This is a genomic window from Amycolatopsis sp. MtRt-6 (assembly GCF_017308975.1).
Taxonomy (GTDB): Bacteria; Actinomycetota; Actinomycetes; order Mycobacteriales; family Pseudonocardiaceae; genus Amycolatopsis.
Window position 1 is genome coordinate 171,533 of sequence record NZ_JADWPD010000001.1, and the last position, 19,918, is coordinate 191,450.

Annotated in this window: 16 protein-coding genes; 7 read left to right on the top strand and 9 right to left on the bottom strand. The window is 70.4% G+C overall.

Annotated features, from left to right (window positions below):
* The first annotated feature begins 23 nt into the window (after window positions 1–23).
* Genes I4Q55_RS00935 through I4Q55_RS00950 form a run of 4 tightly spaced genes read left to right on the top strand, consistent with a single transcriptional unit; the run spans window position 24 to window position 6,020 of the window.
* Entirely contained in the window at window positions 24–767 is a 744-nt protein-coding gene (locus I4Q55_RS00935; RefSeq protein WP_206784083.1) for a hypothetical protein, read from the top strand.
* Window positions 764–2,752 carry a hypothetical protein gene (locus I4Q55_RS00940; RefSeq protein ID WP_206784084.1) on the top strand — a complete coding sequence of 663 codons (1,989 nt, stop codon included), beginning with the start codon at window positions 764–766 and terminating at the stop codon, window positions 2,750–2,752. Before I4Q55_RS00935 ends, I4Q55_RS00940 begins: the two co-directional genes overlap by 4 nt.
* Entirely contained in the window at window positions 2,745–3,710 is a 966-nt protein-coding gene (locus I4Q55_RS00945; protein WP_206784085.1) for a hypothetical protein, read from the top strand. Before I4Q55_RS00940 ends, I4Q55_RS00945 begins: the two co-directional genes overlap by 8 nt.
* A gap of 36 nt (window positions 3,711–3,746) precedes the next feature.
* The gene (locus I4Q55_RS00950) at window positions 3,747–6,020 is read left to right on the top strand and encodes a helicase-associated domain-containing protein (RefSeq protein WP_206784086.1); all 2,274 of its coding nucleotides are present in this window, start codon (window positions 3,747–3,749) and stop codon (window positions 6,018–6,020) included.
* Here the strand turns inward: I4Q55_RS00950 and I4Q55_RS00955 are convergent.
* The gene (locus tag I4Q55_RS00955) at window positions 5,990–6,640 is read right to left on the bottom strand and encodes a class F sortase (RefSeq protein WP_206784087.1); all 651 of its coding nucleotides are present in this window, start codon (window positions 6,638–6,640) and stop codon (window positions 5,990–5,992) included. The genes I4Q55_RS00950 and I4Q55_RS00955 overlap by 31 nt on opposite strands.
* Entirely contained in the window at window positions 6,637–7,101 is a 465-nt protein-coding gene (locus I4Q55_RS00960) for an excalibur calcium-binding domain-containing protein (protein ID WP_206784088.1), read from the bottom strand. The genes I4Q55_RS00955 and I4Q55_RS00960 overlap by 4 nt, the downstream gene beginning before the upstream one ends.
* A gap of 285 nt (window positions 7,102–7,386) precedes the next feature.
* Here I4Q55_RS00960 and I4Q55_RS00965 point away from each other — a divergent pair, with 285 nt between their 5' ends.
* Complete coding sequence (locus I4Q55_RS00965) at window positions 7,387–8,013, top strand: response regulator transcription factor (protein ID WP_043788689.1); 627 nt, start codon at window positions 7,387–7,389, stop codon at window positions 8,011–8,013.
* Window positions 8,014–8,202: 189 nt separating this feature from the next.
* Here the strand turns inward: I4Q55_RS00965 and I4Q55_RS00970 are convergent, their stop codons facing one another.
* From I4Q55_RS00970 to I4Q55_RS00990, 5 genes are all read right to left on the bottom strand, one after another.
* On the bottom strand, window positions 8,203–9,606 hold the full coding sequence (locus I4Q55_RS00970) for a histidine kinase (protein ID WP_206784089.1): 1,404 nt from the start codon (window positions 9,604–9,606) through the stop codon (window positions 8,203–8,205).
* A 59-nt stretch (window positions 9,607–9,665) separates the two neighbouring features.
* Window positions 9,666–12,881 carry a thiol reductant ABC exporter subunit CydD gene (gene cydD, locus I4Q55_RS00975; RefSeq protein WP_242545095.1) on the bottom strand — a complete coding sequence of 1,072 codons (3,216 nt, stop codon included), beginning with the start codon at window positions 12,879–12,881 and terminating at the stop codon, window positions 9,666–9,668.
* Window positions 12,878–13,885, bottom strand: coding sequence for a cytochrome d ubiquinol oxidase subunit II (gene cydB / locus I4Q55_RS00980; protein WP_206784090.1), 1,008 nt, complete (start codon window positions 13,883–13,885; stop codon window positions 12,878–12,880). The genes cydD and cydB overlap by 4 nt, the downstream gene beginning before the upstream one ends.
* A 562-nt stretch (window positions 13,886–14,447) precedes the next feature.
* Window positions 14,448–15,923 carry a cytochrome ubiquinol oxidase subunit I gene (locus I4Q55_RS00985; RefSeq protein WP_206784091.1) on the bottom strand — a complete coding sequence of 492 codons (1,476 nt, stop codon included), beginning with the start codon at window positions 15,921–15,923 and terminating at the stop codon, window positions 14,448–14,450.
* Window positions 15,924–15,994: 71 nt separating this feature from the next.
* Window positions 15,995–16,954: a S41 family peptidase gene (locus I4Q55_RS00990; protein WP_206784092.1), complete on the bottom strand. Its 960-nt coding sequence runs from the start codon at window positions 16,952–16,954 to the stop codon at window positions 15,995–15,997.
* Window positions 16,955–17,140: 186 nt separating this feature from the next.
* On the opposite strand from I4Q55_RS00990, the gene I4Q55_RS00995 reads away from it, so the two are divergent.
* Window positions 17,141–17,728, top strand: a complete 588-nt coding sequence (locus tag I4Q55_RS00995) for a TMEM165/GDT1 family protein (RefSeq protein WP_206784519.1) — start codon at window positions 17,141–17,143, stop codon at window positions 17,726–17,728.
* A gap of 56 nt (window positions 17,729–17,784) precedes the next feature.
* Window positions 17,785–18,423: a DUF998 domain-containing protein gene (locus I4Q55_RS01000; protein ID WP_206784093.1), complete on the top strand. Its 639-nt coding sequence runs from the start codon at window positions 17,785–17,787 to the stop codon at window positions 18,421–18,423.
* Here I4Q55_RS01000 and I4Q55_RS01005 read toward each other — a convergent pair.
* Both I4Q55_RS01005 and I4Q55_RS01010 read right to left on the bottom strand, forming a co-directional pair.
* Window positions 18,420–19,061 carry an IclR family transcriptional regulator gene (locus tag I4Q55_RS01005; RefSeq protein ID WP_206784094.1) on the bottom strand — a complete coding sequence of 214 codons (642 nt, stop codon included), beginning with the start codon at window positions 19,059–19,061 and terminating at the stop codon, window positions 18,420–18,422. The genes I4Q55_RS01000 and I4Q55_RS01005 overlap by 4 nt on opposite strands.
* Window positions 19,058–19,912 (bottom strand): hypothetical protein, encoded by an 855-nt coding sequence (locus tag I4Q55_RS01010; RefSeq protein WP_307793099.1) that lies wholly within the window; start codon window positions 19,910–19,912, stop codon window positions 19,058–19,060. The genes I4Q55_RS01005 and I4Q55_RS01010 overlap by 4 nt, the downstream gene beginning before the upstream one ends.
* Window positions 19,913–19,918 lie beyond the last annotated feature (6 nt).

The following is a 19,918-nucleotide window of genomic DNA, read 5'->3' on the forward strand; positions in this document are numbered from 1 at the left end:
GGAGAGGCGGCCGGATGAGTGAGATGCCCACGACGAAGGCGTTGTTCGGGTTCGACGTGATCGGGTCGTCGAGCAACCCCGACGACCAGCTGGAAGAGGTCAGGCAGGCCGCGACCGAGCTGGTGAGCGAAGCGTTCGAGCACACCGGTGTCGACGTGGCTGCCCGGGTCAACTACTCGGCCACCGGTGACGGCTACCTGGCGGCGTTTCCCGAAGAGAGCTTGCCGGCTCTGATCGACGCAGCTCACTTCCTCCACGGCCAGATCTACCTGCGCAACCGTCGCCTGCTTCCGCCGATCGGCCTACGGCTCGCCGTGCACGCCGCACCGGTCAAGGTGGTGGACGGCGACAGCTTCCAGCGACCGATGATCGAGCTCGCTCGCCTTCTGGACGCCGGCGTTGTAAAGGACGCGGTGCGTCGCCTCGCCGACCGGCACCCGGTCACCGTCTCCACGACTCTCTCCGACCAGGCATACCGAACGGCCGTCCTGGCCGGCCACACGCGCCGGCTGCACCCACACGAATTCAGCCGGATCCAGATCTCCAACAAAGAGTTCGAAGAGACGGCATGGGCCTGGATCCCCGGCGCGGCCGCCGGCGACTTGACCTCCGCCACCGCGCCCGCCCATCGACCACATCCCGAGCCGGTCACGCTCCCTCCGGCAGAGCACAGCCAGGTGATCAACGGCGGAGTGCAAGGAACCGGGTTCATTGGAACGAACTCCGGCCCGATCGTCCACAACCACCTCGGCCGGCACAGTTCATGACCGCGGCAGCCGAGATGGACCCTCCCGTTGCGGCACCGGAGGAGCAGGCCACCCCTGACGCCGTCACGCCGGAACCGGACAAACCGACGATCCTGACGAACAACGGCATCTACGCCAACGCGATCTACACCACCACGGAAGACCCGGATGAGGTAAAGGAGGTGAAGACCGGTCTGGTGTACGGACCGATATCGGACTCGTTGGTCAATCAGGCGGTGACCGCCTTCTGCGTGCCAGTCGGCTATGGCCAAGCCCGCCGGATCCTGGCCGAACACCGGTTGGTCCTCCTGTGCGGCCGGTCGAGCGGTCGCAGTCTGGCCGGGGTCCGGCTGTTGATCGACGCGAACCTGCGCGACCTGAAACGGCTGGATCCGACCCGGGGTGCTCGGGAGCTCCTCGATCTGCGGCGGACCGATTACCCGGGCGGGTACCTCTGGGACGACGTCGACGCCGAAGCGTGGTGTGGCGAACTCGACACCCACGTCCTCGGGCAGCTGGCCCACTCACTCGTCGAACTCGACTCCTACCTGGTCGTCACATTCGCCAACGAGGACATCGATCTCGATCGCGCTCGTCCGTACGTCGCCGAACTGGCGCCGGCCGAGCCTGCCGACATGGTCCGGGCTCACCTCCGCGCCGCGGGGTACGACGCTGCTTTGCTGAAGACGCTGGATCAGGCTGAAGACCTCAAGGATTGTTCTCCATGGAGAGCATCCGAGATCGCGCGCCTGCTGGGTGCGATGCACGACGGACGCTTCTCGGAAGACGACGTAAAGGCGAACATCCGCGGACGCGGGGACGAAGACGTCGCCGCGTGGTTTGCCGACAACGACGACATCCCGGCCCGGGCCTTGGCGATCACCGTGGCCCTGATGGAAGGAAGCGGTTACAACCTCGTCGCCGCAGCGGCGAAGAAGCTCGAGGACCTGCTCAGCAACCCCGAGAACGATGAGCTGTGGCCCTACCTGCCCCCCGACCTCTTCGAGGAGACTCGCGCCGAACGGCTGCGTCGGATACGAGCGCGGCTCGAGCCGCCGGAAAGCTGGCAGCAGACCGATCCCGAACTGGTCAGATTCTCCAGACCGAGGTGGGGAGAAAGGCTGCTCGCCTACGTCTGGAAGGAGTACGAACGCATCCGGCCGATACTCCAGACGTGGATGGGCGATCTGGACGACGAGCTTCCTTGGATAGGCGTCCGGCACGACGCCGCCATGAGCCGCTTCGGCCGGATGCTCGCAAAAGCGGCCGAGCCAGATCCATTTGATTGGTTGTACCCCTGGGTGAGGGGATCCAGGTTCCAGCAGTCGGCAGCAGCGCTGATCATGAGCGCACTGTGCGAAAACAGTGATTACGTCCGGGGTGTCAAGAACCGGGTGTACTCGTGGTCACGCCACCGGACAGGCGAAAAACTCAGGTTCACGGCCGCTTTGATCTGCCGCAACACATTCGGTCAATCGCACCCTGAGTTTGCCCTGAGTCAGCTGAGAAAGCTGACCAGGAACTGCGACATGTATTTGCAAGAAGAAATCGTTCGCTCACTAAAATCGATGCTGACCGAACCCAGCAATCGTAGCCTTGTGCTCAGCACCCTGCCGGTCTGGCTCCTGCACGGCGGTGCCACCCAGCGGGAAATTGCCACGACGTGCACCGTATACGCTCTCTCACTGCAAACCAGCCGCCCCCTCCGGTTCGACGACAAGGAATCCGAGGCCGTCCGGATCTTGTTCGCCGTTCTCCTTGAAGATCCAAGCCGTCGACAGCTGGTCCTGGCCGGCCTCACTTCATGGGCGATCCGCTCGGCAGCCCGCATCGACCTCGAGCGTGACATTATCCGGGTTCTCAAGCTGCTATTGAACGCGCCGGACGAAATCATGACTCGTCGTTTTTCTTTCTTTCTTCGAAGGAAAATCGACAAAGAACCCAAGGCCACCGCACGACTCGCCAAGCTGACGGCCCAAGTCCTGAAGGAGTTGTCCGATGCATGAAGAAGCCGAAACGGCCATGTGGCGCGGCGTACGGCGCTGCCCTCGTCCGACACGGAGCATCCTGCGACACCAGTTGCGGAAGCGACGAGGAACCGTCCTCGTCGCCGAATGCGACGATGGACGGTGGGCTTCGAGCGACCTTCACCTCGGCGCGACGACGCAGGTCCAGAAGCTCGGCGTAAGCTTGGCGAAGAGCATTCGCCGGCTGTACGAAGTCGACATCTCCGACAGCACTTCGACTTTCCGCAGCGTGTTCGAAACCGACAAGGAAGGTGCGATCGTCGAGGGGATCATCACCGTGCGTTGGCGGATCACGGACCCGGTTGCCCTGATCAAACAGCCGAAAGCGGATCACGTCGACGTGATCCGGGCCGACATGGAGAACATCCTGCGTCCCCTCGTGCGCAAGACCACCCTCGACGAGGTCGAAAAGCTGGCGGTCGCGGTCGACGAGAAGTTGAAGGCCATGCGCCTGTTGCCAGGAGGGACGATCTCGTGGGGCCAAGTCGACTCGCTCTTCCGGCTGACCGGTGAAGGCGCACTGCACCGGTACTCCCTGGAGGAGATACGGCGTGCTCGCATTGTCGACCGGGAACGACGTGACATGGACAGGGAACGGATCAACTTCTACGCCGAGGTGATCGATTCGGGCAAGGTCAGCCTTCTCGCGATGATGCTCAGCAACGACACCACAGCCGTGCGTGACGTGCTCAGCCAGATCCACACCTACGACATCCCCGTCGGTCGCTCTATGCTCGACGTCAATGACCCGTTCCGCAATGCCGTCGGACGGATGATGAGCGAAGCGGACGACTTCGACCTCCACGAGATGCGCCTCGCCTGGCTGTCCAGCCTTACTGGCCGAGGCCGCGAAAGCGAACTCGACCGGTTGCGCGACTCACTTGACAAAACGTTGGTTACCGACACCAAAGGCAAGAACAACGGTCGGACACCCTAAGGACCAGTCCGGTGGGCCGGCATCTAGCCTGGGCCGATGACGACCGCCGACGAACTGCTCGGCCGGCTGGCGGGCATGGACAAGGACGCCCTCGCGAAAGTGCTGGCCCACCGGCCGGACGTGCTCGAAGAGCCGTGGCCGCGGCGGCTCGACGTCGTCGCCGCGCGCCTGTTGTCGGCCGAGTCCCTCGACGCCGCGCTGCTCGCCTTGCCGTTGCCGCTCGTGCAGGTCCTGCGAGCCGTCCAGCTGTGTCACGCGCTCGGGCGGCGGCCGGCGCCCGTCGCGGAGGTCGCCCGGCTGCTCGGCGCCGCCGACGTGGAGTCCTCTGTGGACGAACTCGCCGACCGGGCCCTGCTGTGGCGGGACACCGGCGGCCTCGCGCTGCCGGAACCGCTGCACCGCACCAGCTTTGCTGCCGAAGGACTCGGCCAGCCGGTCGCGAACCTGCTCGGGGAGCTCGGCACGAGCCGGCTGGCGAAGCTGTCGCGGGCCCTCGGATTGCCCGACACCGAACGGAAGCCGCAGCTCCTGCTCGGGCTCGTCCGGTTCTTCCGCGACGGCGACCGCGTCCGCGCACTCTTCGACGACGCGCCCGAGGAGACGCGGAAACTGCTGCTGGACATGGCCGACGGCGTTCCCGAGGTCGAAGGACTCGCCCCGGCGGGCTGGGCGTTCGACCACGGCTTCCTGTTCGGGACCTACTTCGGCACCGTCGCCATGCCGATGGAGGTGTCACTCGCGCTGCGCGGGCCGGACCACCAGCTGCCGTTCACGCCCGAGGAACCGCCGTTCCCCGTCACCCACGCCGGGGCCGAAGCGGCCGAAGCCGCGTCGTCGGCTGCCGCGCTGCGGTTGCTCGACCGGGTGTCGGCGATTCTCGACCTGGCCGCCGCCGAACCGTTGCCGCTGCTCAAGGACGGCACGATCGGGGCGCGGCTGGTCAAGAAGGTCGCCAAGGACACCGGGGGCACCCCGGCGGAGATCGAGCTGGCCATCGACCTCGCCGCGCAGGCCGGGCTGCTGGTGGCCGACGAACCACCGCCGCCGGGTCGCGGCCGGAAGGCACCCGCGCCGACACTCGCGCCCGATCCGGACCTCGCGCGCCCCGCGCCGGCATTGCTGTACCGCCTCCTGCTCACCACCTGGTGGGACCCGGCCCCGCCGGAGTTCGAGGTCGACGTCGAAGCGCTCGTGCGGCGGCTGGTCGTGCGGCTGCTGGCACGGCTCGATCCCGGCGACGCCGTCACCGACGTCGACGCGCTGACGCGGCTGGCGGCGTGGCACGCGCCGATGCTGCCCACCGACGACCTCGCCGCGCGTGTCCGGGACGCGCTCGGCGAAGGCGAACTGCTCGGCGTCGTCGCGCACGGCGCCGTGACCGCGGCCGGGCGCGCCCTGCTCGCGCCGGAGCGGTTCGCCGACGTCACCGACGAGCTGGTCTCCCGGGCGCGGACGACGGCGTTGTTCGGCACCGACCTCACCGCCATCGTGCCCGGCTCGCCCGACGCCCGCCTCGCCGCGCTGCTGGACCGCGTCGCCGACCGCGAAGCCCAGGGCACCGCGACCAGCTGGCGGTTCTCCCCCGCGTCCGTCCGGCGGGCGTTCGACCAGGGCACGACGACCGCCGAGCTGCTCGACGACCTGCGGGCCGTCGCCGCGGGCGACCTGCCGCAACCGCTGGTGTACCTGGTGAACGACGTCGCACGGCGGCACGGCGAGGCGCAGGTCATCGACGTCGCCAGCGTCGTCGTCGGTGAACCCGCAGTGCTGGCCGAGCTCGCCGCGCACCGGAAGCTCGCCAAGCTCGGCCTGCGCGCGGTGGCCCCGACCGTGTTGACGTCCACTGTGGACGCGTCCGGCACGCTGGCGGCGTTGCGCGAAGCGGGTTACGCGCCGACTCGGCACGCCGCGGACGGCAGCATCGTGCTGCCCGCCCGTGACCAGGCCGCGCCGACGGTCGCCGTCCGCGATCCCGAACCCGGTGAGCTGCCGCCCGACCCGGCAGCGCACGCCGAGCGGCTGCTGACCGCTCCGGCCAGCGGTCCGGTCCTGCTGCGCGGCCAGCTCGCGCGGGCGATGAGCGACCGCTACGCGGGCCGGCTCACACCGAAGCAGCAGCAGCTCTGCTGGCAGCTCGAAGCCGGGCTCCCGGTGGACATCGCGTACGACGGCGAGCACCTCGTCATCGCCTACCCCGAGCTCGACGGCGACGTCCTGGACGTCTGGTCCCTCGAGGAGCGCACCTACCGGCGGCTCGAACTGGCGCGGATCGACCTGGCTCAGGCCTCGACGCCGGTGAGCCTCGCGTAGGCGACGACGTTGTCGAGGTAGTTGCCGCTCGCCCGGTCGAACGCCCCGCCGCAGGTGATGAGCCGCAGTTCGGGGTCGGGTGTGTCGCCGTAGACCTGGTCGGTCGGGAACGCGGCCTTGGGGTAGCGCTCGACGCGGTAGACGGTGAACACGGCGATCCGGCCGTCCGCGCGGCCGACTCTGGCCTGCTCGCCGGGACGAAGTTCCTTCAGGCGGGCGAAAGCGCCCGGCACGTGCTTGTAGTCGACGTGCGCGGCCAGCACGGCCGGGCCGGTCTCCCCGGGCGACGGCGCGCCGGTGAACCAGCCGACCGTCGTGGCGTCGCCCGGGACTTCCAGCGCGCCGTCCGGCGCCAGCCCGAGGTCCGTGATCCCCTCGGCCCGCACGCCGATCGCCGGGATGGTCAGGGACGCCGGTTTCGCCGCGGGGAGGCCGTCGGCGGCCGTTGCCGCGGTGTGCGTGAGGCTCGAGGTGCCCACCGGGTCCGTGGTGGCCGGGCTCGGCGGGGCGATCTCCTGCGGCGCCTTCGGCGACAGGACCAGGACGAGGGCCACGGCCAGGACCACGCCGAGCGCGGCGGCGACCGCCGTGACCGCGGGCCACAGGCGCGGGTGCCTCAACTCGGGCGCCGGCGCAGGTAGAGCACCATGCCGCCGGACACCGTCGCGGCGAGCAGGGTGCCGCTCAGCACCAGGAAACCGGGGACTTCGCTGTCGGGCTCACCGCCGCCGGTCGCGACGCCGCCGACCGGCTTGACCTTCACCTGGTTGCCGGTGGCGGGCTTCTTGGTGCTCGTCTTCGGCGCGGGCTTTTTCGCCGTGGACGTCGTGGCGCTCGGCTGTTTCGGCCGGGACGGAAGTGCTTCGCAGGCGATTCCGTCTTTGTCGTCGTCGAGGTGATGGGGGTCGCCCGGCGTTGCGTCGAGGACAGCCTGGGCTTCCTCCTGGTACTGGAAGTCCGAGCAGTCTTTGTCGCCGGTGAGGGGCGTCGCGAGCTGCGCGGAGGCGAAGGGAACAGGGCCGAGGAGAGCGAGCCCGGTGACGGCGGCGGCCGTCGTCAGGGCACGGCGAAACAGGGACAACGGAATTCCTTCCGGACGGAATCTGGGGCGATTGCGTGGTTACTATCGCCGCCTCGGCGACGCCGTTACGGACCATTCCGGAATTCCGGAAATGCCAGCGCCCCACGAACAGCAGCCCGGCTGGTGATTCTCTGCCATTTACGCTTCGACCTGCGGATTTGCCACCCAGAAATGCGTGCCGGCCGGAATGTTACGGGCTTCGCGGTCACACCTTTGAGGTAATTCACGTGTGACGGTGCCGACCGGCCGCCACCGCGGCGTCCGCGCACCCCGTAACCTCGGGGTATGCCGATCCAGGTACTGCTCGTCGACGACCACGAACTGGTCCGCCGCGGGCTCCGCGACCTCCTCGGCGACGAGCCCGACATCGAGGTCGTCGCCGAGGCGAGCAGCGTCGAAGAGGCGTTGGCGGTGGCGATGCACGTCGAGCCGGAGGTCGCGGTGGTCGACGTCCGCCTCGGCGACGGCGACGGCATCACGCTCTGCCGTGAGCTGCGGTCGAAGCCGAACCCACCGGCCTGCCTGATGCTCACCGCGTTCGACGACGAAGAGGCGATGGTCGGCGCGATCATGGCCGGCGCGGCGGGCTACCTGCTGAAGCAGGTGCGGGGACAGGACGTCGTCAACGCGGTGCGCGAGGTGGCGGCCGGGCGGTCGCTGCTGGACCCGGTGAGCACGGCGCGGGTGCTGGACAAGATGCGGCACCCGCCGACGGACGAGCTGGCGACGCTCACCGAGCGCGAACGCGACGTGCTGGAGCTGATCGGCCAGGGCCTGTCGAACCGCGAAATCGCCGAGCGGTTGTTCCTCGCGGAGAAGACGGTCAAGAACTACGTCACGTCGGTGCTGGCGAAGCTCGGCATGCAGCGCCGGACACAGGCGGCCGCTTGGATCGCGCGTCGCGAGAAGTAGTCACCCTCGTCCGCAATCCGCCGTTCGCTGAGACCTTTTCCGCGTCCTGTCACGGTCTGCCATGTCGATCAGGCATTTTCTGCCAGAGATTCACTCGAACGTGAGTCGAATATATGTTCGACGCTTCGGTAAGATCATTGGCGAGGGCGTGGAAGGGAGGCAGGATGACCCGAGAAGGGTGAGCACGAGTCAGTCGAGCGGAAGATCGAAGGCGACGAGCGTGCCGAGGCTGGGTGAGGAGTTCAGGAAGAACTTCCCGCCCGCGGCGTCCGCGCGTTCGGCGAGATGGCGCAGACCGCGGGTGGCGACGCCTTGGGGCACGCCGGAACCGTTGTCGCGCACGCGGAGTTTCACTCCGCCGGAGTCCCTGGTCAGTGTCACGCGGGTTTCGCTGGCGCCGGAGTGCCTGACCACATTGGACAGTGCCTCGCGCAGCGCGGCCCGGATGTGGTCGGCGCGTTCCGCGGGGATGTCGGCGAATTCCCCGGACAGCTCCAGGGTCGGCGGATAGCCGAGCAGCTCGCCGGCGATGCGGACCTCGCCGCGCGCCGATTCGGCGAGATCGGTGGGCGTGCCGGTGTCGTGGCGAGGTTCCGGTGACCGCAGCGCGCGCACAGTGCCGCGGATTTCCTCGATGGTCTGGTCGAGCTGGTCGATGGCGTCGGACAGCCGGGCCCCGTCGGCCTGGGCGAAGCGCTTGCGCATGTTGCGCCGGACGCGGTCGAGCTGCATCCCGGCGCCGTAGAGCCGCTGGACGATGACGTCGTGGAGTTCGCGGGCGATGCGCTCGCGCTCCTCGTAGAGGGCGACCCGGTGACGGGCGTTGGCGCCTTCGGCGAGCGCGAGGACAACGCCGGCTTGCGCGGCGAAGGCCACGAGCATCTCGACCGTCCCGGCGGAGAAGGGCTCACGCCCCCGCTTCCGGTAGACGGTGAGCGACCCGAGAACCCGTCCACCCGACCCGAACGGCGCGGCGGCGAAGGGACCATAGCCGTGGAGTTCGGCGGGCACGTAGGGCGCGGTCCGCGGGTCGACGGTGAAGTCTTCGCTGGAGACGGGTTCGCCGCCACGGGCCACCCGCCCGGCCGCGGAGTCGGCGGGGAGGGTGAGGCCACGCAGAGACTCGGCCGCGCTCGCGGCGAGCGCGCCCGGCGAGGTGCTGGGGGCGGGGGTCGCGCCGGCCGGCGTGCTGGGCGCCGGGCCGGCCTGCGCGGCGCGGTCCGGGCTGCCGGCTGCCTGCGTCGAGCCGGACTGCGCAACAGCCGCCGGCTCGCCGGGGGCCGCACCAGGCTGCGCACCGACGCCGGGACCGTCGACCGGCTGAGCCGAGCCGCCGCCGAGGCGAGCGTCAGCCGCCGGCTCACCCGCGCTCGCGTCGTCCGCCGCCGGGTGGGCTGTGGCGTAGTGCGCCGCCTCGACCACCACCCGGCCGTCGTCGGTGCTCACCATTGCGAGGCCCAGGTCGGCGTCGGCCAGCTCGGCCGCTCGGGCTACGACCGTGTCCAGCACCGCTCCCGGGTCGTCGCCGGACAGGGCGGTGCTCGTGATCTCGGTGGCCGCGGACAGTGCCCGCGCTGCAAGCGTTGGGTCCATGAGTTCCGTCATTATCGCGCGGCGCGGTGGCGGCACGGCAAGGACGCCGGGGGAATCGATCACGTCACCGGTACCCGCGTCACGACCCGGCCGTCGCGGACCTCGAGGACCACGTCGGCTCCCGCTGCCTCCTCGGCGACGTGCGTCACGTGCACCACCGTCCGGCCCGCCAGCGCGTCCCGCAGGTGCGCGCGCACCGCCTGGGCCGTCACCTCGTCCAGGTGCGCCGTCGGCTCGTCCAGCAGCACCAGCCCCGCCGTCGGTGCTCCCAGCAGCGCCCGCGCCAGCGCCACCCGGTGGGCCTGACCGCCGGACAGTCCGGTGCCGCCGCTGCCGAGCAGCGTCTCCAGGGGGACGTCGGTCAGCGCCGCGCCGTGCAATGCCGCGCGCAGCTCCTCCTCCGTCGCCATCGGGCGGGCCAGCCGCAGGTTCTCGGCGATCGTCGTCGCCGCGAGCATCGGCTCCTGCGGCGCCCAGGCCACCGTCTCCGGGACGGTCACCACCCCACGGCGAGGCTCGAGGAACCCCAGCAGCGCCGCGACGAGCGTCGACTTGCCCGCCCCGCTCGGGCCGACCACCGCGGCGTACGTACCCGGTGCCAGCTCGAGGTCGACGTCGTGCAGCACGACCGGGCCGCCCGGCCAGCCAAGATCCGCTCCCCGCAGCGCAACCGTCGTCCCCGGGGCCGGCGGGAGCACCGCCGGCACGTCGGCGAGACGACGGCGAGCGCGCTGCAGCGTGTCCCAGTGCTGTGCCGCCGGGGGCAGCAGTGCGAGGACCTCGGCCAGCGCGAGCGGCACCAGCGCCGGCAGCGGCGCCAGGACGGGGTCGAGCTGCCCGGCCGCGACGGCCTGCGCCGCGAACGCCGTGCTGACCACCGCGGCCGCTCCGCAGACCAGCGTCACCAGCGCTTCGGCCGCGCCCGCGCCGAACGCCTGCCGGCGCGCTTGCGTCACCAGCCGCGTGTCCGCGTCCGCGAGGGCGCGGCGGTGGTCGCCCGCCTTTCCGAACGCGAGCAGCTCGGCCGCCGCTTCGAAGATCACCAAGACCCGGCCGGCCACCGCGCGGCGGCCGGCCGCCAGGGCGGACGTCGCCCGGCGCTCGGCGCGCAGGGCCACCCACGGCGCGCACAGCCCGAGCGCGACCGCCGCGGCCAGCGTCACGCCGGCCGCGGGCAGCACCCACGTCTGCACGGCGATCGCCCCGGCCGCGACCAGTGCCACCACCAGCGGCGGCGACACCACCCGCGGCAGCAGGTCGCGCACGGTGTCGACGTCGCCGGCCAGCCGGCGCTGCCCCTCCCCGGCCCACAGGCTCCGCGCGGGCCCGAGCCGGACGAGCGAATTCCACAGCCGCACGCGGACGCGGCCGGCGATGCGGAACGCGGCGTCGTGCGTGACCAGCCGCTCGACGTACCGCAGCCCCGCGCGGCCGAGCCCGAACGCGCGGACGCCGACGACCGCGACCGTCAACGTCAGGATCGGCGGCTGCTGGGACGCCTTGGCGATGAGCCAGCCGGACGTCGCCGTCAGCGCCACGCCGGCCAGCAGCGCGAGCGCGCCCAGCGCGGCACCGCCGAAGAGCCGTCCGTCGAGGAGCGCGCGCCACCCCAGCGGCGTGGCCTTGATGTCCACAGTGGACGTGTCGGCGGCGGGCGCGACGTCGGACGGCAGGTCGACCGCCGCGGTGCGCTCGTGGGCCGCGATGATCGCCGCGGCACCGTTGTCGACCGCGCGCTGCACCGCGTCGAGCACCAGGCGCGCGTTCGCCTCGTCGAGGTGGGCGGTCGGTTCGTCGAGCAGGAGCAGCCAAGCACCGTTGCGAATGCGATGCAGCGCCCGGGCGACGGCGACGCGCTGCCGCTGGCCCAGTGACAGCTGGGCAACCGGCCGGTCCTCGAGCCCGGCCAGTCCCAGCTCGGCGAGAACTGCGTCGGAGCCGGCTTCTTCGCGGACCGTGCCGCCGGCGAACACCGGCGACTGCGGCACCCACGCGACCTGCTCGCGCCAGCGCGCGAGGTCGGCGTCGGCGAGGTTCGTCGAGCCGATCGTGATGGTGCCGTCGTGCGCCGGGACGAAGCCGAGCAGGGCCGAGAGCGTCGTCGACTTGCCGCCGCCGCTCGGGGCGCGGAGCCAGACCGTCTCGCCGGGGCGGACCGCCAGCGACTCGCCGTCCGGCGCGAAGCCGCCGCGGCGCGCGACGCGCAGGGAAGACACGCGCAGCTCGCCCGGCGACGGGATCGCTGTCCCTTCGGAACGCACCGGGATGGCCAGCAGGCCGGCGACGCGCCGGACCGCTTCGACGCCGTCCTCGCTGGCGTGGAAGGCGGCGCCGACCGCGCGCAGCGGCTGGTAGCACTCGGGCGCGAGGATCAGCACGCCGAGCCCGATGGCCAGCGGCAGGCTGCCGCCGGCGAGCCGGACGCCGATGACGACGGCGACGAGCGCCACCGACAGCGTCGCGATCAGTTCGAGCACGAACGCCGAGGAAAAGGCGACCTTCAACGTCTTGAGCGTCGCGCGGCGGTGGCGTTCGGACAGCCGCCGGACGGTCTCGCCCTGCGCCGTGGCGCGGCGGAACGCGGTCAGCACGGGCAGGACGCGGACCAGCTCCAGGAGCCGTTCCGACATCCGGTGCGTGGCGTCGGTCGCGCCGGCGACGCGGTCGGCGGTGTACTTCCCGACGAGGATGGCGAACATCGGCAGCAGCGGCACGGTCAGCGCGACGATCACGCCGGACGGCCAGTCGGCGAACAGGATCGCCGCCCCGGCGCCGAGGGGCACGACGGCCGCCGTCACCAGGGCGGGGAGGTATTCGCGGAAGTAGGCGTCGAGCGCGTCGAGGCCGCGGGTGGTGAGCGCGGTGAGCTCGCCGTGGCCACGCTGGGCGATCCACTCGGGACCCAGGCGCAGCGCGTGGTCGACGGCCTTGGCACGCAGCTCGCGTTGCGCGGTCGCGGCGGCGCGGGCCGAAACCGTGCGCACCGCCCAGCCGGTCAACGCGCGCGTCGCGACGAGCGCGAGCAGCGCGGCCAGCTGGGCGGTGCGTCCCCCGGAACCTGCTCCGACGATCGCCGCGAGGACGTCGGCGAGCAGGAATGCCTGTGCCACCAGCGCGGCGGCGTTGACGAACGACAGGAAGCCCACCAGGGCCAGCGCCCGGCGCACGGCCGGCACGAGAGCCGGCAGCGCGCCGAGCGGGCCCTTTCCCGGCCGCGCCGAGTCCACTGTGGACTCCGAGGCGGAAAGGGTTGCGCGCCCGGGAAGCTCGCTCATGGCGCGTGGACCGCCGGGATGTGCTGGGTGCCGATGCGCTTGCGAAACACCCAGTAGGTCCAGCCTTGGTAGATCAGCACGGCCGGGGCGCCGAAGACGGCGACCCAGGTCATGACGGTCAGCGTGTACGGGCTCGACGCGGCACCTTCGATGGTCAGCGTGTTGGCCGCGTCGAGGGTCGAGGGCAGGACGTTCGGGAAGAGCGAGCCGAACATGACCACCGCGGCCCCGGCGATGACGACGCCGAGCGCGGCGAAGGCCTGCCCGTCGCGGTCGGCGCGCAGCCGCAGCCAGGCGACGACCGCAGCGAGAGCACTGATCACAAACGAGAGCAGTGTCCACAACGTGCCGGAGCGCCACTGCACGACCGAGAGGAACGCGACCATCGGCACCATGGCGATCGGCAGCAGCCGCAACGCCAGGGTGCGCGCCCGTTCCCGCAGGTCACCACTGGTTTTGAGGGCCAGGAACGCGGCACCGTGGGCAATCGAGAAGGCAGCGATGGCGGCCGCGCCGAGCAGGGTGTCCCAGCGAACGGCGGCGAACGCGGAGCCGACGCGGTTGCCCTCGGCGTCGAGGGGCAGGCCCAGGACGGTGGTGGCGAGGATGAGGCCGACACCCAGCGGCGGAACCCAGGAGCCGAGCACGATGACGCGGTCCCAGCTGCGGCGCCAGCGGTCGGAGTCGACCTTGCCGCGGTACTCGAAGGCGACACCGCGGCCGATGAGGGCGAGCAGCACGAGCAGCAGCGGCAGATAGGCGGCCGAGAAGAGCCCGGCGTACCAGGCGGGAAAGGCGGCGAACATGGCCCCACCGGCAACGATGAGCCAGACCTCGTTGCCATCCCAGACGGGCCCGATGGTGTTGACCATGACGCGGCGCTCGGTGTTGTCCTTGGCGAGCACGGGCAGCAGCATGCCGACGCCGAAGTCGAAGCCTTCGAGGAAGAGGTAGCCGAGCCAAAAGAAGGCAATGGCGACGAACCAGACGATTTCGAGCGTCACCGGGCACCTCCGGTCGGCTGGTCGCGGTGAGTTATCCACAACGGGTCGAGTTGTCCACAGATTTGCTGTGGGTAACCCTGGAGAGTGACCGAGCCGATACACTGGGTTCGGGGACGCCCCCCGGGAAGGGCGGGGGCTGCCTTTGCTGCGGGAGGGACCGCTGCAAAGCCGTCCGAGCAGGCAGGCTCAGCCGGGAGCAGCCGCGGGTTCGTACGTCGCGAATGACTCATTCGGGACGTCGGAAGTCCCCAATGAGTCATTCGCGGCGCCGGCGAAAGCTTCTTGGTCACTCGGTGAAGGGGCCCAGCGATCGACTTTGCCGGAACTCTGCCGGGAAGGGCGGGGGCCGCCTTTGCCGCGGGAAGGACCGCTCCAAAGCCGATCGCTCGGGTAGCCCATCGTGAGTGACCGAGGGGCGTTGGAGCCGGCGTCAGTGCAGTGAACGGCTCGTTCATGCCTGCTGCCGCGGCCGGCTGGTCCCGGCAGCACGACTGCTCGAGCGACTTTGCCGCAACCCTGCCGGGACCGGCGGGGGCTGTCTTGGAGTCCATTGCCTGGCTCCTCAGTAGGCGAAGGCGAGGGTGTCCTCGCCCGGTTTGTCGGAGTCCTTCGGCTTCTGCGGGGGCATCACCGCGTCCACGCCGCCGCGGATGTACTTGCGCATCAGGTACACCTCCACCACTCCGAGGGCCGCGTACACCGTTGTCAGGGCGATCAGGGACGTCCAGACCTCGCCCGTCGTCAGCCTTGACACCGCTTGGGCGGTGAACATCCAGACGCCGTCCACGCCCGTCGGGTTGGGGACCACCACGAAGGGCTGACGGCCCATCTCGGTGAAGACCCAGCCCGCGCTGTTGCCCAGGAACGGCGTTGCGATGCCGCCGAGGACCAGCCAGGGGAACCAGCGGCCGCGGGGGATGCGGCCGCGACGGGTCAGCCACAGGGCCAGTACTCCGATGCCCGCCGAGATCGCGCCGAAGCCGATCATCATGCGGAAGCCCCAGTACGTCACCGGGAGGTTCGGCACGTAGTCGATCGGCTTGCCCGCCAGCGCACCCAGGGCCGGGTCGTCCGGGTAGTTCGTGCCGTACTTGGCCTGGTACTCCGAAACCAGGTTCTCCACGCCCTTGACCTCGGTCGTGAAGTCGTTGTGCGCCAGGAACGACAGCAGCGCCGGCACGTTGAACGTCTTCACGTCCTCGCAGTTCGCGCCCGAGACGTCGCCGATCGCGATGATCGAGAAGCTCGCCGGCTTTTCCGTGTGGCACAACGCTTCCGCCGAGGCCATCTTCATCGGCTGCTGCTCGAACATCAGCTTGCCCTGGGCGTCACCCGTGATCGCCAAGACGGCGAACGCGGCAACGCCGACCCAGCCGCCCAGGCGCAGCGACGACTGCCAGACGTCGGCATGATCGCCGCGTCGCCACAGGTGCCAGCCGGCCACGCCGACCAGGAACGCCGCCGCCACCGAGAACGCGCCGGCCAGGGTGTGCGGGATCGCGGCCAGAGCCGTGTTGTTCGTCAGCACCGCCCAGATCGAGTTCATGGTCGGCTTGCCGTTCTCGAACGTCACGCCCACCGGGTGCTGCATCCACGAGTTCGCGGCCAGGATGAAGTACGCCGACGCCATCGTGGCCAGCGAAAACGCCCACGCGCACGCCAGGTGGACCTTCTTCGGCAGCCGGTCCCAGCCGAAGATCCACAGGCCGAGGAACGTCGACTCGACGAAGAACGCGACCAGCCCTTCCATCGCGAGCGGCGCGCCGAAGACGTCGCCGACGAAGCGGGAGTACGCGCTCCAGTTCATCCCGAACTGGAACTCCTGCACGATCCCGGTCACCACGCCCATCGCGAAGTTGACCAGCAGCAGCTTGCCCCAGAACTTCGTCATCTTCAGGTGCCGCGGCTCACCGGTGCGGACCCACAAGGTCTGCATCGCCGCGACCAGGATCGACAGCCCGATGGTCAGCGGGACCATCAGGAAGTGGTAGACGGTGGTGATGCCGAACTGCCACCGCGCTAGCTCAAGGACCTCCACGTGGTCCAGCCTGCTCCGGGGTGGCCGGACCGGCCAGATCAACTGGTCCCGTTCGTGGCGGGACCAACGTCCTACAGCTGGTCGAGCGCCTTCCGCGCCTCCTCGGCCACGACCCGCCGCGGCCCTTCCTCGCCCAGCTCCAGGACGTGCCGCAGGGCCAGCGCGTACGCGGTGTCGAAGGCCTTGTCCGCGGCGACCGGGATGTTCGGCGACACACCGACACCCTCCCAGTTCTCCCCCGACTTCGGGTCGTACGACCGGGCGACCGGCACCGTCACGTCCAAGTAGGTGTCCACTTTGTACTGCTCACGCGGGTGCGCGCCGCCGTGCGTCGGCTCGCCGACGGTCTTCGCGCGCTCTTGCCGCTGCAGTGAGAAGGCGAGGTCCTCGCCGCCGGAGAACGTCGACGGCCCGGTCAGCACCCAGATCGGCTTGGTGCCGCCGAACTTCGGGCCCGGGACGTACGGCAGCGTCCACATCTGGGTGACGCGGTCGCCGTCGCGCTCGTAGATGTCGAGGTAGTGGGTCCGCTCGTCGACGAGGTAGCTCTGCAGGAACGCGCTGGTCTCCGGGGCGCCGCCGCTGTTGTGCCGCACGTCGATCAGTAACGCGTCGGCCGGCGCGACCAGCGTCATCGCCGCCGAGACGGCCGCGGCCGCGAAGTCGAGCGGGTAGAGCATGGTCGTGTCGAGGTAGCCGACGTTGCCGGGCAGCCGCCGGACCGCCGCGATGCCGAAGTTCTCCAGCTCGGCCGTCTGCCGGAATTCGTCCGAGGCGAGCTCCGCGTCGCCGTCTTCGGCCACCGGGTCGAGGTGGTGGCGCAGCCGCAGGTGCTTGTCGTCGTTCACCGACTGCAGGTCCGCTGTGACGGCCGTCGCGAATTCCGCGTCGTCGAGGTCGACGTACGCGCCTTCGCCGAGACGCGCGCGAAGCACTTCGACCAGCTTCGCGGCGACGTCCGGGAAGACGTAGTGGGCTTCCAGCCGGCGGATGACCTCTTCGACCTGCGCAGCACGCGCCTCTGACCCCATGCCGGAGAACCTACCGCAGGCCACAACCAAAAATTCGGCGCACCGAAAAAAATTGTGTGACACCCCTGGATGTCAAATTCATGGCCGCCGATCCGGCAATTTCGCGGAAGCCATCTGCTTGCAGTTTTCCTGACGTCCCCTTTATCGTTGCAGTGAAAGGGGCGAAAAATACTCATGACTGCCGCTATGGTGGCGCTGATCAGCGCGTTCGGCCTGGTCCTCGCCGTGGAGCTGCCGGACAAGACGCTCGTCGCGACCCTGGTGCTGACCACCCGTTTCCGCGGCTGGCCGGTATTTGCCGGGGTGTGCGCCGCGTTCGCCGTGCAATGCGTCATAGCGGTCGCCTTCGGCAGCGTGTTGACGCTACTGCCGGACGTCATCCTTTCGCTGGTCGTCGCCGCGATGTTCGGCCTCGGCGCCTTCATGCTCCTTCGCGAGGGCTTCAGCGAAGCCGACGAAGCGGGCGAAGACGCTTCGCGCTCCGGCCCCTCGGCGCTGTCCTTCACGCGCTCCGCGATGACGTCGTTCGGCGTGCTCTTCGCCGCCGAGTGGGGCGACGCCTCCCAGCTCGCCACGGCGAGCCTCACGGCCAGGATCGGCAACCCCTTCGCCGTCGGCGTCGGCGCCTTCAGCGCCCTCGTCGTCGTAGCCGGGCTCGCGGTGTTCATCGGCGCGAAGCTCCGCAGCCGGATCCGGCCGAAGCTGATCCAGCGCTGCGCCGGGTTCGCGTTCGCCGGATTCGCGGCGTTCGCGCTGCTCCAGCTCGCTTTCTGACCGATCCCTCACAGGTTCGCCGGGTAACCTTTCGGAAACGAAAGGGAGAGCACCAGGTGAACTCGCCGAAGACACACGCGGTCTCGCCGCTGCACGGCCGGATCGCACTCGGCGGCATCGGCCTCGCCGTGACGATCTCGATCGACCTGCACCTGCGCCTGTCCGGCCAGGTCAGCCCGATCTGGCAGACGCTGTCGGAGTACGTCTACGGCAAGCTCGGCACGGCCTCGGCCGCTCCCCTGTTCAGCGTCATGTGCCTGGCGCTGTCCCTCGGCTCGGTGGCACTGCTCGCCGGCATCGCGAAGGCCCACCGGCCGGGCACCACCGCCGTCTGCGTGCTGCTCGGCGTCTGGTCGGCCGGGCTGTTCGTGTGCGGCCTCGTGCCCGTCGACCCGGACGGCCAGGCGCGTTCGCTCGCCGGGCAGGTCCACAACATCGCCGCGCTGACGGCGTTCGTCGCGCTCCCCGCCGCCGCGTTCGTGCTCACGAAAAAGGGCCGCGAGCGCTGTCCGTGGGAGCCGCGGCGGACGACGATCCGGCGCCTGGCCGCGGCGAGCTTCGTCAGCGTCGGCGTGGTGCTCGGCGGGTTCGTCTTCACGCTGACCCTCGGCCTGTTCGAGCGCCTGCTGTTCACCGTCGACGTCGCGCTGCTGCTGACGATGGTCCGGCCGCTGGTGGCGGTTTCGCGGCGCTAGCCCTCAGCCTTCAGGATCTCGGCGAGCCGGGTGGCGGCCGCGACGACCTGCGGGCCCACTTCGGCCGCCTTCAGCGGCTCCATCGAGACGACGCCGACGCTCGCCCGCAGCCCCGGCACGCCGCGGACGGGCGCCGCGACACCGGACGCTCCCGCCTGGAGCTCGCCCGTCGACGTCACCCAGCCGTCGCCGCCCGGGCGCAGGGTCATCGCCTTGCCGGCCGCGCCGGCGGTCAGCGCATGCCTGCTGCCGACGCGGTACGCGACGTGGAAACTCGTCCAGGACGGCTCGACGACGGCCACCGCAAGCGCTTGCGGTCCCTGCGCGACCGACAGGTGCGCGGTCGCGCCGACCTTCTCGGCCAGCTCGCGCAGCACCGGGCCGGCCGCGTCCCGCAGCTGCGGGAGGACCTGCCCGGCCAGCCGGAGCAGCCCGACGCCGAGCCTGACCTTGGTGCCGTCGCGCCAGACCAGCCCGCGCTCCGACAGCGGCACGAGCAGCCGGTAGACGGCCGCGCGGCTGGCCCCGATGGCCACGGCCAGCTCGGAGATGGTCGCCGCGTCGCCGCCGGCGTCGGCGACCGCCTGCAGCAGCGCCAAGCCCCGGTCGAGCGTCAGCGACCCCTCCCGGCTGGTCACAGCAAGCCGAGTTCGCCCAGGTCGGCGACCGGCTCCTCGAACGACGCCGCCGCGTAGGACGCGAAGAGCGCCCGGACGGCCTTCGCGGCCGGCTCGGACAGCGCACGGGCCTCGTCGGCCAGCGCCTGGGCATCGGTCGACTCCAGGGCGCCCCGGACGTCGCCGCCCGCGAGGCTGCGCGCGGAGGCCACGAGCAGGTTCAGGAAGCCGTGGTGCACGAACCCGGTGTCCGGGTCGGTGTGCCGGACCGCGCGGTGCAGGCTGTTCGTCGCCTTGAACGACGCCCCGGTGGACCCGCTGACGACGGCCAGGAAGTCGGCCACCTCGTCGACGCTCGGGAAGTTCTCGCCCGCCTGCCCGCCGCAGCGGATCTTCGGCCAGCTGCCGTGCTCGATCACCTTCCGGACGCCGTCGAGCCAGCCGACACCGCGCCGCGGCTCGACCACCCGGATGACGTCCTCGGGCACGAACTCCGAGACGCGCTCGAGCCACACCTCGTCGACGTCCGACGGCGCGGGCATCTCGACCATCCGGAGCGCGAGCAGCTCACTGCGCGACTCGACGATCGAGATGGCCTTCGGGACGCCGCCGAGACCGGTGTCGATGATCAGCGAAAGCGGCAGCGGCTGCTTCGGCTTGATCTTGATCAGCTCGGTGATGAGCTCGGGCAGCCGCGACGCCTGGCAGAGGAAAACCCCCAGCACACCGGCGTGTTCGGAGCCTCGGCTCGCGAAGTGCGCACGCAGCGCTTCGGGCATGGCCGCGTCGCCCGGAGGGAAGAGCGCCGAGTCGTCGACGAGCCTCGCGAACAGGGGAGGAATTCCACGGGGGCCGGGGGGCGTGAGTTCCACAGCGCT

Bases quoted from the DNA above. Each gene is read 5' to 3' on its own strand.
- I4Q55_RS00995 (WP_206784519.1), top strand. From the start codon at position 17,141: ATGGTGGCGCTGATCAGCGCGTTCGGCCTGGTCCTCGCCGTGGAGCTG.
- I4Q55_RS00940 (WP_206784084.1), top strand. From the start codon at position 764: ATGACCGCGGCAGCCGAGATGGACCCTCCCGTTGCGGCACCGGAGGAG.
- I4Q55_RS00945 (WP_206784085.1), top strand. From the start codon at position 2,745: ATGCATGAAGAAGCCGAAACGGCCATGTGGCGCGGCGTACGGCGCTGC.
- cydD (WP_242545095.1), bottom strand. From the start codon at position 12,881: ATGAGCGAGCTTCCCGGGCGCGCAACCCTTTCCGCCTCGGAGTCCACA.
- I4Q55_RS00990 (WP_206784092.1), bottom strand. From the start codon at position 16,954: ATGGGGTCAGAGGCGCGTGCTGCGCAGGTCGAAGAGGTCATCCGCCGG.
- I4Q55_RS00970 (WP_206784089.1), bottom strand. From the start codon at position 9,606: ATGGACCCAACGCTTGCAGCGCGGGCACTGTCCGCGGCCACCGAGATC.
- I4Q55_RS00965 (WP_043788689.1), top strand. From the start codon at position 7,387: ATGCCGATCCAGGTACTGCTCGTCGACGACCACGAACTGGTCCGCCGC.
- I4Q55_RS00950 (WP_206784086.1), top strand. From the start codon at position 3,747: ATGACGACCGCCGACGAACTGCTCGGCCGGCTGGCGGGCATGGACAAG.
- I4Q55_RS00935 (WP_206784083.1), top strand. From the start codon at position 24: ATGCCCACGACGAAGGCGTTGTTCGGGTTCGACGTGATCGGGTCGTCG.